Raw genomic sequence first — 13,694 nt, forward strand, 5'->3', positions numbered from 1 at the left:
GGCGATGAATGGGGGGAACTCAGGCAACCGCGGAGCGGGCGCCGTCGGAGTTCTCCGCCGCCGGACGCGGCGTGTCGGAGTTCTCCGCCGCGGTCAGCTTGCGGAAGGTCTCCTCGAGGCTGATCTGCTGGCGTCGGACCTCGAGCAGCAGCAGGTCATTCTTCACGGCCGCCTCGAACAGCGAGCGGCGCGGATCCTCGAGCCCGTACCGGAGCGTGAAGCCGAGCGTGTCGGCGCCCTCGCCCTCGGTGGTCTCCACGCGCGACACGCCGGGCACGGCCGCCAGCAGCTGGCGCACCGCCCCCGGGTCGAGCCGCGAGCCCGTGCGCGAGGCCAGCACCACGGCCACGGCGCCTCCCTCGCCCGACGTGAGCCGCTCGGGCGAGTTGTCCGCCACCAGCCGGCCGTCGCTGATGATCAGCACGCGGCCGCAGGTGCTCTGCACCTCGCTGAGGATGTGGGTGCTCAGGATGACCGTCTTCTCGCGCCCCAGCTCCTTGATGAGGTTGCGGATCTCGACGATCTGGTTGGGGTCCAGGCCCGTGGTGGGCTCATCCAGGATGAGCAGGTCCGGATCATGGAGGATGGCCTGCGCCAGGCCCACGCGCTGCCGGTAGCCCTTGGACAGCTGGCCGATGTCCTTGCCCAGGTGGTTCTGCAGGCCGCAGCGCTCGGCGGTGCGCAGGATGCGCGCCTTGCGCTGGGCCGGAGGGATGCCCCGAAGCTCCGCGATGAAGCCCAGGAACTCCCGGACCATCATCTCCTCATAGAGGGGGTTGTTCTCCGGCAGGTATCCAATGGAGCGTCGCGCGGCCACAGGATCCACCGCCACGTCCACCCCGGCCACCTTCGCCGTCCCCGTGCTCGGCGTCACGTAGCCGGCCAGGATGCGCATGGTGGTGGACTTGCCTGCGCCGTTTGGACCGAGAAACCCGACCACCTGGCCGCGTGGAACCTCGAAGCTCAGCCCACGCAGCGCCTGGGTGGCGCCATAGCTCTTGGTCAGCCCTTCGATCTGAATCATCGATTGCGTCACGATTTTCACCTCGTGAAGCGCGCCTAATTCCGCGCGGCGGGCGAAGTAGAAATCGGCATTACCCAGCACGGGTACGAGCCTGACTCGCCCCGCTGAGGCAATCGAAAAGGGGGCCAGAAACTCCCCGAAAAAATCATCTATTCCCGGCTCGGGAACGTGGGCGGGTCAGCTGTTGTAGTAGCGAACCAGCACACAGGTGACGTTGTCGTTACCACCCGCGGCGTTGGCCAGATCGATGAGCTGGGAGCAGGCCTTCTCCAGCTCCGAGGTGCGCCCGAGCACCTCCTGGATCTGCGGATCGGTCACCATGCCGGACAGGCCGTCCGAGCAGAGCAGGAAGACGTCGCCCTCCTTCGGCTCGATGCGAGTGACGTCCACCACCACGGACTCCTTCATCCCCAGCGCGCGGACGATGACGTTCTTGTGGGGGAAGTTCTCGATCTCCTCCGGCGTGAGCTTCTTCGCCTTGAGGTAGTCGTTGAGCAGGGAGTGGTCCTCCGTCACCTGCTTGAGGGTGCCGTCCCGGAAGAAGTAGACGCGGCTGTCGCCCACGTGCCCCACGTAGGCCGTGGCATTGGCGAAGTACACCGTGACGATGGTGGTGCCCATGCCCTTGAACTTCGTGTCGCCGGCGGCGCGCTCGAAGATCTTCGAGTTCGCCAGCTTGATGCCGGTGGCCAGCCGGTTCTCATCGTAGTTGCGCGTCTTGTCCATCTTGAAGGGCCACGTCGCGTCCGCGTCGCGCGACGTCATCCGGAAGAACTCGCCGAGCTCCTCCACCGCGATCTTGGACGCGATCTCTCCAGAGGAGTGCCCGCCCATGCCGTCGGCGACGCAGCAGAGGTTCTCCTCCGGCAGCAGGAGGTAGTTGTCCTCGTTGTGGTTGCGCTTCATCCCGACGTGGGTGATGCCTGCTACCTCGATGCGCATGCTGGGGAGCTCGTGTGACGCGTGGCTGTGGGACGCGTGGAAACAGTCCTGCAGGTTAACAAAGCGCCCCTGAGGGGGCAAAACCGATCCTCACCTTCCTGTGGCGCTCATTCGGGGGCCGTCTGCCCGGCGGCCGGGTCCACGGGCTCGAAGAGCAGCTTGTCCCCCTCCTGGGTCTGGCTTCCCGCCAGCGTCCCCGCCGGTAGCTCCAGCACCGAGTGGGCCTTGAAGTACACCGAGCTGAGCCTCCAGGGGGGCATCGCCGGGATCTGCTTGACGATGAGCCCGTCCGGGTCCAGGAAGGCCACGTCGATGGGGATGCGCATGAAGAAGGTATGGATGGAGTTGCAAGGAACGATGTGCATGCCCTCGCCGAACGCCAGCGAGCGCCGTCCCATCAGCCCCATGAAGCGGTCCATGAACGAGCTGGCCCGCTCGGCGCGATCCGCCAGCAGCTTCCCCCGCGTCAGATTGTTCACCTTCCAGCGCATGCCGAGCGTTCTACCCCATGCTTGAGCCTCTCGCGCGGCCGCTGCACCTGGTACTGGTGTCGCCGCAGATTCCCCCCAACACCGGCAACGTCGCCCGCCTGTGCGCGGTGACGGGCAGCCGGCTCATCCTCGTGGAGCCGCTCGGCTTCTCCATCGCGGACCGGGACCTGAAGCGCGCCGGCCTGGACTACTGGGACAAGGTGTTCCTCAAGCTGTATCCCACCTATGCCTCCTACCTGGCGGACTACCCGGAGGCCCGGCGGTGGCTGTTCTCGGCCCGGGCGACTACATCCCTGTATGCCGCGCGGTTCGAGCCGGGGGATCACCTGGTGTTCGGCTCCGAGGTGACGGGGCTGCCGGCCGAGCTGATGGAGGGCGGATCCGGGCAGCCGGTGACCATCCCCATGCTCCCGGAGCGGCGCAGCCTCAACCTGTCCACCTCCGTGGGCATTGCCACCTACGAAGCATTGCGTCAGGTCCAGCTGGGGGAGGCGGCCAGGCAGCCGCCCCCGGCAAGTTGAGGGTCCCCGTAGAGGGAATAGACTCGGGGGGCAATGTCTCCCTCTCTCGTCGCTGACGCCCTCTACTCCGCCCACAAGTCTCGCGCCACCGGGCAGCTCACGCTCCATGCGGGGGGGAGGCAGTCCCGGCTCTTCCTGCACGAGGGGAACCTGGTCGGCACGCAGCTGGGGTTCGGCTTCCAGAGCCCGGCGCAGGCGCTGCTGCTGAGCGGTCGGCTGAAGGTGGAGGCGCTGGACGCGCTCTGGGCTCGGGGTGGGGCGGGCAGGCCGGATGAGGACCTGCTCGAGGAGCTGGGCCTCGAGGAGGGCGCGGTGGCCGAGCTTCAGGTGCTCGCCCACGTGCGGCGGCTGAGCCAGCTGGCCGAGCGCTCCGCGTTCGAGCCGGGCGAGGTGGAGGAGATGTTCCGGCCCATTGCCGGCGCCCGGGTGATTCGGGCCGCGCTGGAGCCGGCGGTGGGGGAGGGGCGAGGGGCGAGGGTGTACCGCTGCGCGGATGTGGCGGCGTGCGAGCCGTGGCTCTCGAGCGAGGAGGAGCGGGCCTTGCTGGGGACGCTGGGGGCCTTCCGGCAGCCGGAGGCGCTGAAGCTGGCTCAGGAGGTGTTGCTGCAGCTGCTCGAGCGCGAGGGGCTCGTCGAGTCCCTGAGCGTCGAGGAGTGGGAGGCGCGAGAGCGGGCACGGATCGAGGAGGAGGCGCGGCTGGCGGAGGAGGCGCGGCTGGCGGAGGAGCGTCGGCTGGCCGAAGAGGCCCGGCTGGCGGAAGAGGCTCGACTGGCGGAAGAGGCTCGACTGGCCGAGGAGCGACGGCTGGCGGAAGAGGCGCGCTTGGCGGAAGAAGCGCGTCTGGCCGAAGAGGCGCGGCTGGCGGAAGAGGCGCGGCTGGCGGAAGAGGCGCGCAAGGCTGAAGAGGCTCGGCTCGCAGAAGAGCTTCGTCTGGCCGAGGAGCGTCGGCTGGCGGAAGAGGCGCGCAAGGCTGAAGAGGCTCGTCTGGCCGAGGAGCGTCGGCTGGCGGAAGAGGCTCGGCTGGCCGAAGAGGCCCGACTGGCTGAAGAGGCCCGACTGGCTGAAGAGGCTCGGCTCGCAGAAGAGCGTCGTTTGGCGGAAGAGGCCCGGCTCGCGGAAGAGGCGCGATTGGCCGAGGAGGCGCGGCTCGCCGAAGAGGCTCGGCTCGCGGAGGAGAAGCGCCTGGCAGAGGAGGCTCGGCTCGCCGAAGAGGCTCGGCTCGCGGAGGAGAAGCGCCTGGCGGAGGAGAAGCGCCTGGCGGAGGAGGCGCGGCTGGCGGAAGAGCGTCGTCTCGCGGAAGAGGCGCGATTGGCTGAAGAGCGCCGGCTGGCCGAAGAAGCTCGTCTGGCGGAGGAGGCGCGGCTCGCTGAAGAGCGGCGCTTGGCCGAAGAGGCCCGGCTGGCGGAAGAGGCTCGGCTGGCGGAAGAGGCGCGGCTGGCCGAAGAGCGTCGTTTGGCGGAAGAGGCTCGTCTGGCGGAGGAGGCTCGTCGCGCTGAAGAGGCCCGTCTGGAGGAAGAACGCCGGCTGGCGGAAGAGGCTCGACTGGCCGAAGAGGCGCGGATTGCTGAAGAGAAGCGTCTGGCCGAGGAGGCTCGCCTAGCTGAAGAAGCGCGGCTGGCGGAAGAGGCTCGGCTCGCGGAGGAGCGTCGTCTGGCCGAAGAGGCCCGGCTGGCGGAAGAGGCTCGCCTCGCGGAGGAGCAGCGTCTGGCTGAAGAGGCCCGACTGGCCGAAGAGGCCCGCCTGGCTGAAGAGGCCCGATTGGCTGAAGAGGCCCGCCTGGCTGAAGAGGCCCGGTTGGCCGAGGAGCGTCGTCTGGCCGAAGAGGCCCGGCTGGCTGAAGAGGCCCGTCGAGCCGAGGAGGAGCGTCTGGCTGAAGAGGCCCGGCAGGCTGAAGCGGCTCGCCTGGCTGAGGAGGCGCGACTCGCAGAAGAGAGGCGCCTTGCGGAAGAAGCGCGTCTGGCCGAGGAGGCTCGTCGCGCTGAAGAGGAGCGCCTGGCTGAAGAGGCCCGTCAAGCCGAGGAGGCCCGTCTCGCGGAGGAGCGAAGGCTGGCTGAAGAGGCACGACTGGCCGAGGAGGCTCGGCTCGCCGAAGAGGCACGACTGGCCGAGGAGGCTCGGCTAGCTGAGGAGGCCCGGCTAGCTGAGGAAGCGCGTCGGGCGGAAGAGGTTCGCCTCGAGGAAGAACGTCGGCTGGCGGAAGAGGCTCGGCTGGCTGAAGAGGCTCGCCTCGCGGAGGAAGCGCGTCGGGCTGAAGAAGCGCGTCTGGCGGAAGAGGCTCGGCTGGCCGAAGAGGCTCGACTGGCTGAAGAGGCCCGGCAGGAGGAAGAGCGTCGTCTGGCGGAAGAGGCTCGACTGGCTGAAGAAGCGCGGCTGGCCGAAGAGGCGCGGCTGGCCGAAGAGGCTCGCCAGGCCGAGGAGAAGCGTCTGGCGGAAGAGGCGCGTCAGGCGGAAGAGGCTCGGTTGGCCGAAGAGGCCCGACTGGCAGAAGAGGCTCGACTGGCTGAAGAGGCCCGGCAGGAGGAAGAGCGTCGTCTGGCTGAAGAAGTGCGGCTGGCCGAAGAGGCGCGCCAGGCTGAGGAGAAGCGTCTGGCGGAAGAGGCTCGACTGGCAGAAGAGGCTCGACTGGAGGAAGAGCGTCGTCTGGCGGAAGAGGCCCGACTGGCTGAAGAAGCGCGGCTGGCCGAAGAGGCGCGGCTGGCCGAAGAGGCTCGCCAGGCCGAGGAGAAGCGCCTGGCGGAAGAGGCGCGTCAGGCGGAAGAGGCTCGGTTGGCCGAAGAGGCCCGACTGGCGGAAGAGGCGCGCTTGGCCGAAGAGGCCCGGCTGGCGGAGGAGGCTCGTCGAGCCGAGGAAGCTCGTATCGAGGAAGAGCGACGGCTGGCGGAAGAGGCTCGACTGGCCGAAGAGGCGCGGATCGCTGAAGAGAAGCGTCTGGCTGAGGAGGCTCGCCTAGCTGAAGAAGCGCGGCTAGCTGAAGAGACTCGTCGCGCTGAGGAAGCCCGGCAGGAGGAAGCTCGTCGGGCTGAAGAGGCGCGCTTGGCCGAAGAGGCTCGGTTGGCTGAAGAGGCCCGACTGGCCGAAGAGGCCCGACTGGCCGAAGAAGCTCGTCGAGCTGAAGAGGCGCGTCAGGCCGAAGAGGCTCGGTTGGCTGAAGAGGCTCGTCAGGCCGAAGAAATGCGCTTGGCCGAAGAGGCCCGGCTGGCCGAAGAGGCTCGGCTCGCGGAGGAGCGGCGTCTGGCGGAAGAGGCCCGCTTGGCCGAAGAGGCGCGTCAGGCCGAAGAGGCCCGGTTGGCAGAAGAGGCGCGTCAGGCCGAAGAGGCTCGGTTGGCCGAAGAGGCTCGGTTGGCCGAAGAGGCTCGGTTGGCCGAAGAGGCTCGGTTGGCCGAAGAGGCTCGCCAGGCTGAAGAGGCTCGGCTGGCGGAGGAAGCGCGTCAGGCCGAAGAGGCTCGGTTGGCTGAAGAGGCGCGTCAGGCCGAAGCAGCGCGTCAGGCCGAAGAGGCTCGCCAGGCAGAGGAGGTTCGCCAGGCAGAGGAGGCTCGCCAGGCAGAGGAGGTTCGTCAGGCAGAGGACCTCCGCCTCGCCGAAGAGCGGCGTCTGGCGGAGGAAGCCCGGCAAGCCGAGGATGCGCGTCAGGACAAGGATCGGCTCCTGGCGGAAGCCGCGCGGCTGGCGAAGGACCTTCGTCAGGCGGCCGAGGCCGCTCGGCTGGAAGAGGAAGCTCGTCTGGCCGACGAGGCCCAACAGGCCGAAGCAGCCCGTCAGGCCGAGGAAGCCATCGTCGAGCAGGAGCGCCGCCGCGCCAAGGAGGCGCGCCTGCTGGAGAAGGCTCGCCGCGCCGCGGAAGAGGCGCGTCAGGCGGAGCAGTTCCCAGCCCCCGCTGATCCCTTCCTGGATGAGGAGGCCCGCCGCGAGGAAGAGCAGCGCCAGGCCAAGGAAGCCCGTCTGGCGGAGAAGGCGCGTCAGGCCGCGGAGTCGGCTCCGCTCCAGGAGCAGACCGAGCCCGAAGAGGAAGTCCTCGCGCTCGAGGAGGTGCTCCCGGTCGAGGAGACAGCGCCCGCGGACGCGCCGAGCCCCTTCGAGCAAGCGCGGCTGGCCGAAGACGCCCGCCAGGCCGAGGAAGCCCCTCTGGCGGAGGAACTGCGTCTGGCTGCCGAGGCCCGTCAGGCCGCCGAGGCTGCACATCCCGTGGAGGCCGCGCCCCAGCCCGAGGCTACGCCGCAGGACGAGGAGTCTCTGCGCGAGGAAGAGCGCCGCCGAGCCAAGGAGGCACGACTGGCGGCCAAGGCCCGGCGAATCGCGGAGGCCGCCCAGCTCGCGGAGCCCGCCAGTGGCAACGAAGCGCCTCCAGACGACAGGCGGCATGTCGAGGAGGTCCACCTCGACGATGCCGTCCTGCTGATGGAGGAGGCGCGCCAGGCGGAGCTCCACGCCGAGGAGGCCCGACTCGCGGAAGAGGCCCGCCAGGCCGAAGGAGCGCGTCTGGCCGAGGAGCTGCGTCAGGCCGCCGAGGCGCGTCAGGCCGCCGAGGCCGCGCGGTGGCACGGAACCCGTCCGGCGGAGGAGCCCTCGACCGCCGTCGATCCGTTCGCCGATCCCTTCGAGGATGAGGAGACCCGCCTCGCGGAGGAGCGGCGTCGATCCAAGGAAGCCCGACTGGCGGAGAAGGCGCGCCGCGCCGCGGAGTCGGATCCGTTCGCGGAACCCGCACAGCCCGAGGAGGTGATCGAGCCGGTCGCCCTGGACGACGGGGACTTCATCGCCGAGGAAGCCCCGGCCCCGGCTCCGGCGGCGTCCATCACCGACTTCTCCTGGTCCGATGCCATCCCGCACCCGGAGCCCGCGCCCCAGGAGCCCTTGCTCTCGGAGAACAAGGAGGCCCTGCGCCATGCGCGACAGCAGGCGGAGGCCGCGCTCCTCCACGACCTGGAGGAGGCGCAGCGGCGCACGGTAGCGCCTCGGGTCGACTCCTGGCTCACCGAGGAGCCCGTGCGCGCCGCCAGGTCCGCCACGGCGGCGGACGACGCTCCCCAGGAGCCACTCGCCACCCCGGCGCAGCCCTCGCCGTTCGAGCCCGAGCCCCAGGCGGCTGCCGCCCAGTCCTCGTCCACGGATCGCACGACGGAGGAAGTCGATCTGGACCAGGACATGTGGAGCGATCTCGTCCCCTTCATGGAGCCACCCGGCACCGGGCTCCAGGCTCCTCCGCCCGCCACGGCGGCCGCGCCGAGCCAGGCCGTCGCTCCGCGCGCGCCAACCCCCGCGCCCCTCCCGGTGGCACCAGCCGTCACCGCGCGCCCCACGCCCCCTCCCAGCCAGCCCTCTCGTTCGGGGCCGGACACTCGCCCGGCCGGCGAGGACGACCTGTGGCGCATCGTCACCTTCGACGAGACGGAGATCCCCACCAACCTCTCCGCCTCCTTCGAGGCCGCCCTGAACAAGGTGGAGTCCCACCTGGAGTCGCTCGTCCAGGAGGAAGTCCCCCAGGCAGGAGCCGATGTAGGTGAACCTCCCGGGGCGGTTTCTCCCCAGCCGACCTCCGCCGTGGGCGGTTTCCCACCTCCCCCTGGTGACAAGGCCTCGGCAACTGGCCAGACTGCGAGCAACACCCCATCCGCGAGAGCCCTGGACGATGAGCTCGACGGGCTGGATGATCTCAGTGATCTAGACGATTGGGACTTCGACGAGGACGACGTGGCGGGAGATCCCTCCAACCCTGACGAAGCGGCTCGGCAGCGGCGGCAACGCCTGTTGCGCCGCGCCATGGAGAACATGGGCGCCCTGGGCGCCCGGCCGGATGCCCCGGTCGGAGCCGTCGCCGTCAACCCGGCCCCCGAGCCCGTGGCGGCTCCTGCTCCAGCGGCGCCTCCGCCCGGCGCGGAGGACTCCGGGCTCGCGCAGCAGATCGAGCAGCGCTTCTCCGAGCTGCAGAACAAGCCCGACCACTTCGCCATCCTCGGCGTCACGGCGGACACGCCTCGCGACCAGGTGAAGGCGTCGTTCCTCAGCCTGGCCAAGGTCTTCCACCCGGACCGCCTGCCGCCCTCGCTGCCGCACCTGGCGCCGAAGATGACCTCCGTCTTCGAGGCCATCCGCGAGGCGTACGAGATCCTCTACGACGACGCCAAGCGCGCCGCGTACGTGGAGAGCCTGAAGAAGGCGGCGGCTCCCAAGCCTCCTCCGTCCCCGTCCGCGCCGGGCATGAGTCCCGGCGGCAAGGGCACCTCGGGCAGCGACCCTGGGGATCTCTTCAAGATGGGGGAGATCTTCTTCCGCAAGCGGGACTTCGTGGCCTCCGCGACCCACTTCGAGCGCGCCTACGCGCTGGAGCCCAAGCCCGTCTACCTGGCCGCGCTCGCCTGGACGATCTACATGGATCCCCAGCGCAAGGCGGAGGTGGCCAAGGCCAAGCAGATGATGGCCGAGGCCATCAAGGCCGATCCCAACTGTGATCGGGCTCACTACCAGCTGGGGGTCATCGCCCGCGTCGAGGGCGACGGCGAGCGGGCCGAGCGCCACTTCCGCGAGGCGGTGCGCGCCAATCCCAAGCACCTGGAAGCCAACCAGGAGCTGCGGCTCATCGAGATGCGGAAGAAGAACACCCCTCCTCCCAAGAAGGGTTTCTTCCGCTGAACATCCACCAGCCAGGCATTCGTGCCCCTGCTCGACGGGTAGGGGGAGGAGCCGGCCAAACCATTGACATGCCTGGAGATTGGGCGTGATCATCCCGCGACTCCTGGGCGTCGGGCTCCTCGTGAGCCGTCCGTAGGGAAAGGCAACCGAACGTGGCCAAGCAGCACCTGCTCCTGGTCGATGGTGACGCGAAGAGCCTTCGCGTGATGGAGGTCAGCCTGAAGAAGGCGGGCTTCTCCGTGACGACGGCCATTCACGGCAAGGACGCACTCGAGAAGGTTCAGATCAGTCCGCCGGATCTCGTGTTGGCCGATACGAAGATGCCGGAGATGGACGGCTTCGAGCTGTGCAAGTCGCTCAAGTCGGATGAGCGCTTCAAGCACATCCCCTTCGTCTTCCTGACGAACCAGAAGTCGGTCGAGTTCAAGGTCCGCGGCCTGGAGCTCGGTGGCGACGACTACCTGACGAAGCCGATCTACATCAAAGAGATCGTCACCCGCGTGAAGATGATCCTCCAGAAGGCGGAGAAGGAGAGGATCGAGAAGCGCGAGACGACCAAGGGCGGCTTTTCCGGCAGCCTGGCCGACATGGGCGTGGTGGACCTGGTCCAGACGTTCGAGATCGGCCGCAAGACGGGCACCATCTCCATCCAGGGCGAGCGCGTCGGCGCCATCTACTTCAAGGAGGGCCGCGTCATCGACGCGGAGCTGGGGCGCCTCAAGGGTGAGAACGCGTTCTACCGGATGCTGAACACCTTCGAGGGCCAGTTCGAGGTGCAGTTCACCCCGCTGGACCGGCCCGAGCGCATCGAGGTCTCCACCCAGGGCCTGCTCATGGAGGGCATGCGCCGGCTGGACGAGTGGGGCCGCATGCTCGAGCAGCTGCCGCCGCTCGAGACGGTGTTCGAGATCGACTACCACCAGCTGGCCGAGCGCCTGTCGGAGATCCCCGACGAGGTGAACGGGCTTTTGCGCCTGTTCGACGGCAAGCGCACCCTGAGCCGCGTGGTGGAGGACTCGGACTTCGAGGACCTGGCCGCGCTGGGCATCATCAGCAAGCTGTACTTCGAGGGGCTGATCCGCGAGCTGGGCAACGTGTCGCAGGAGCCCATCCAGAGCGGCAAGCCTGGCATCGAGGAGTGGCTGCACGCGTCGGCGCCGCTGCCTCCGCCGCCGCCCGCGCCTACGCCCGAGCCTCCCGCCACCGAGCCGGTGGCGGATCCCGCCGCGGCCACGGCCGCCGTGCCGCCGCCTCCGGCCATCTCCGCGGTGGCGCCGCCTCCTCCGCCCGCCGCGCCTGCCGCGCAGGCCTCCGAGACGAAGCCTCCCGCGCCTCCGGCGCCTGCCGCGGTGGAGCCTCCGCCGGCGCCCGCCGCCAGCGCCCCGCCGCCGCCTCCTCCTGCCGCGGGGCAGCCCTCGGCCCAGCCGGCCAATGTCGTCGTCTTCCAGCCGCGGCCCAAGCGCGCCAGCAGCGCGCCCACGGTGGAGACGCCGACCGTGCAGTCGTCCGTGCCGTCTCCGCCTTCGGATGAGTCCTCCTCGTTCCTCGTGGAGCCTCCGCCCGAGCACCGCGCGCAGGAGCATGCGCGGCGCAGCCTGCTGCTGGACTGGAGCCGCGTGGACACCGATGGCCTGGGCTCGGCGAGCACCTGGGCGCCGATTCCCGCGTGGGCTCCGGGAGGTCGTGCCGCCGCTCAGGCCAGCGCTTCGTCCCACTCGCACGGCTCGCCGTCGGCCGAGGCGACTCCGCCGGCTGCCGCGAGCACGGCGGACGCGTCCCAGGATCCGAACGGCGCTGGAAGGGCTCCCATCTTCGGTGGGGCCGCCATCGGTCCCAACCCGCTGCCGCCGGTTCCGCCGCCTCCTCCGTCACCGCCGTCTTCCGAGGTGACGCATGTGACGGCGCCTGTGTCGGCGAGCACTCCCATCCCCGTGGAGGAGGAGGCTCCGGCGCAGCCACCGGCGCAGCTGGCGCTCCCGCCGTACCCGGGGCATGGCGCTCCGGCCGCTCCGGAGCCCGAGCCGAAGACTCCGCCGACGTCTCCTCCGACGCTCACGCCCGTGCCGGCGGCCGCCGCGCCCAAGCCGGCGCCGAAGCGCGAGGACCCGCCGCTGCCCACGCTGGACTTCAAGACGCCGCCGGCGCCGGCTCCCACGCCTGCGAAGCCGGTGTCGGCGCCCGCGTCCAAGAAGGACACGGAGGCCGATGATGCGGCGCTCGCCAGCGCGGTGAAGCCCAAGCGGACGGGCCTCTTCATCGGCATCGGCGTCGCGGCGATCGTCGCCGTGGCCGCCGTGGTGATGGGCACTCGCGACTCGGGCACCTCCGGGCCGACGACGAAGCCGCCGGAGCAGACCGATCCTCAGACGAAGCGCCCCGACGCGCCGGAGACGAAGCCCCCCGAGGCGCCGGAGACGAAGGCTCCCGAGACGCCGGAGACGAAGCCTCCCGAGGCGGTGGTGAAGGAGCCTGCGTCCGCCCCGACGGAGGCGGGCACGGTGGCCGCGCGGCCGGAAGACGCGGCGAAGACGCCGGAGACGCCCAAGCCGCCGGAGACGGCTCAGCCCACGGAGACGCCCAAGCCCACGGTGGCCGAGACGGCGAAGCCCACGGAGCCGGAGGAGCCGCCCGAGCCGCCCGCGGACACCTCGAAGCCCGTCGATCTGGAGGCCGAGTATGCGAGCTCCATCCGGCAGGCGCGCTCGGCCATCGCCTCGGACAACTACAAGCTCGCCGCGTCGAAGTTCCGCAAGGCCCTGCGGGCCAGGCCGGGCTCGAGCGAGGCCAAGGAGGGGCTGGGCTTCTCCCTGGTGATGGGCAGCACGAGCGACTCCGCCTATCGCGAGGCGGCGCGGCTGCTGCAGGACGTGGTCAAGGACAAGGACACCAACGCCCGGGCGTGGTTCGCCCTGGGCATGGCGCTCCAGGTGACCCAGCAGAATAACCAGGCGGTCGCGGCTTATAAGAAGTACCTTGCCATGGAGCCCTCCGGGAAGTTCGCCGCCGACGTGCGCCTCGCGCTCAAGCAGCTGGGCGGCAAGTAGGGGCGGGGGCTCAGGCCCTCGAGGGCCTGGAAGGTCACTGCCTTGCTCGTACTGGGACTGGAAACCAGCTGTGATGAGACCGCCGCCGCCCTCGTGGAGGACGGCCGGCGCGTGCTCTCGGATGTCGTCTCGACGCAGGTGGACATCCACCGTCGCTGGGGCGGCGTGGTTCCGGAGCTCGCCAGCCGCAACCACATCGTCCAGGTGATGCCGGTGCTCCACGAGGCGCTCACGCGCGCGGGCAAGACGCTGGACGACGTGGACCTCATCGCCGTCACCTCGGGGCCGGGGCTGATTGGCGCCCTGCTGGTGGGCGTGCAGGTGGCCAAGTCCCTGAGCCTGGCCACCGGCAAGCCCTTCGTGGGGGCCAACCACCTGGAGGGCCACCTGCTCGCCATCCGGCTGCTGGAGGATGCGCCGGAGCCGCCGTTCCTCGGGCTGGTCGTCTCGGGCGGGCACACGAGCCTCTACGAGGTGCAGGACTACGGGCGCTACCGCCTGGTGGGCAGCACGCGCGACGACGCGGCCGGCGAGGCGTACGACAAGACGGCGCGGATCCTCGGCCTGCCGTATCCGGGCGGGCTGCCTATCGATCAGCTGGCGCAGAAGGGCGATCCGCAGGCCATCCACTTCCCGCGCGCGCTGCCGCAGCCGGACACGTTCGACGTGTCCTTCTCCGGGTTGAAGACGTCGGTGCTGAACCACGTGCGCAAGCACGGCGTGCCGGAGGGGCAGGCGCTGGCGGACCTGTGCGCCTCGTTCCAGGAGGCGGTGGCGGACGCGCTGTCGAAGAAGTTCATCGCCGCGGGGCGGCGGCTGGGGCTGCAGCGGCTGGTGGTGTGTGGAGGAGTGGCGGCGAACTCGCGGCTGCGCTCGCTGTGCCTGGAGCGGGCCGAGGAGCGAGGCCTGAAGCTCTACCTGCCGCCGGTGCGGCTGTGCACGGACAACGGGGCCATGATCGCGGTGGCTGGGTACGAGGCCTGGCGTCGCGGGCTGCGAGGGGACTTCAAGCTCGCGGCGGATCCGGCCTGGCGGATGTGAAGGA

Annotated in this window: 7 protein-coding genes; 4 read left to right on the forward strand and 3 right to left on the reverse strand. The window is 70.1% G+C overall.

The window, feature by feature from the left end; all coding sequences use genetic code 11:
• Positions 1-19 precede the first annotated feature (19 nt).
• From KY572_RS24620 to KY572_RS24630, 3 genes are all read right to left on the reverse strand, one after another.
• Positions 20-1,024: an ATP-binding cassette domain-containing protein gene (locus KY572_RS24620; protein ID WP_224245395.1), complete on the reverse strand. Its 1,005-nt coding sequence runs from the start codon at positions 1,022-1,024 to the stop codon at positions 20-22.
• A 177-nt stretch (positions 1,025-1,201) separates the two neighbouring features.
• Complete coding sequence (locus KY572_RS24625; RefSeq protein ID WP_224245396.1) at positions 1,202-1,966, reverse strand: Stp1/IreP family PP2C-type Ser/Thr phosphatase; 765 nt, start codon at positions 1,964-1,966, stop codon at positions 1,202-1,204.
• A gap of 107 nt (positions 1,967-2,073) precedes the next feature.
• On the reverse strand, positions 2,074-2,457 hold the full coding sequence (locus KY572_RS24630; protein ID WP_224245397.1) for a DUF192 domain-containing protein: 384 nt from the start codon (positions 2,455-2,457) through the stop codon (positions 2,074-2,076).
• 17 nt (positions 2,458-2,474) lie between these two features.
• On the opposite strand from KY572_RS24630, the gene KY572_RS24635 reads away from it, so the two are divergent.
• From KY572_RS24635 to tsaD, 4 genes are all read left to right on the forward strand, one after another.
• Positions 2,475-2,978 (forward strand): tRNA (cytidine(34)-2'-O)-methyltransferase, encoded by a 504-nt coding sequence (locus KY572_RS24635; protein WP_224245398.1) that lies wholly within the window; start codon positions 2,475-2,477, stop codon positions 2,976-2,978.
• 33 nt (positions 2,979-3,011) lie between these two features.
• Entirely contained in the window at positions 3,012-9,605 is a 6,594-nt protein-coding gene (locus KY572_RS24640; RefSeq protein WP_224245399.1) for a DnaJ domain-containing protein, read from the forward strand.
• Positions 9,606-9,757: 152 nt separating this feature from the next.
• Positions 9,758-12,649 (forward strand): response regulator, encoded by a 2,892-nt coding sequence (locus tag KY572_RS24645; protein ID WP_224245400.1) that lies wholly within the window; start codon positions 9,758-9,760, stop codon positions 12,647-12,649.
• 42 nt (positions 12,650-12,691) lie between these two features.
• Positions 12,692-13,690 (forward strand): tRNA (adenosine(37)-N6)-threonylcarbamoyltransferase complex transferase subunit TsaD, encoded by a 999-nt coding sequence (gene tsaD, locus KY572_RS24650; protein ID WP_224245401.1) that lies wholly within the window; start codon positions 12,692-12,694, stop codon positions 13,688-13,690.
• Positions 13,691-13,694: the final 4 nt, after the last annotated feature.

The organism is Hyalangium gracile, assembly GCF_020103725.1.
Taxonomy (GTDB): domain Bacteria; phylum Myxococcota; class Myxococcia; order Myxococcales; family Myxococcaceae; genus Hyalangium; species Hyalangium gracile.

Coding starts and splice junctions, on each gene's coding strand:
- KY572_RS24620 (WP_224245395.1), bottom strand. CDS start 1,024: ATGATTCAGATCGAAGGGCTGACCAAGAGCTATGGCGCCACCCAGGCG.
- KY572_RS24625 (WP_224245396.1), bottom strand. CDS start 1,966: ATGCGCATCGAGGTAGCAGGCATCACCCACGTCGGGATGAAGCGCAAC.
- KY572_RS24630 (WP_224245397.1), bottom strand. CDS start 2,457: ATGCGCTGGAAGGTGAACAATCTGACGCGGGGGAAGCTGCTGGCGGAT.
- KY572_RS24635 (WP_224245398.1), top strand. CDS start 2,475: ATGCTTGAGCCTCTCGCGCGGCCGCTGCACCTGGTACTGGTGTCGCCG.
- KY572_RS24640 (WP_224245399.1), top strand. CDS start 3,012: ATGTCTCCCTCTCTCGTCGCTGACGCCCTCTACTCCGCCCACAAGTCT.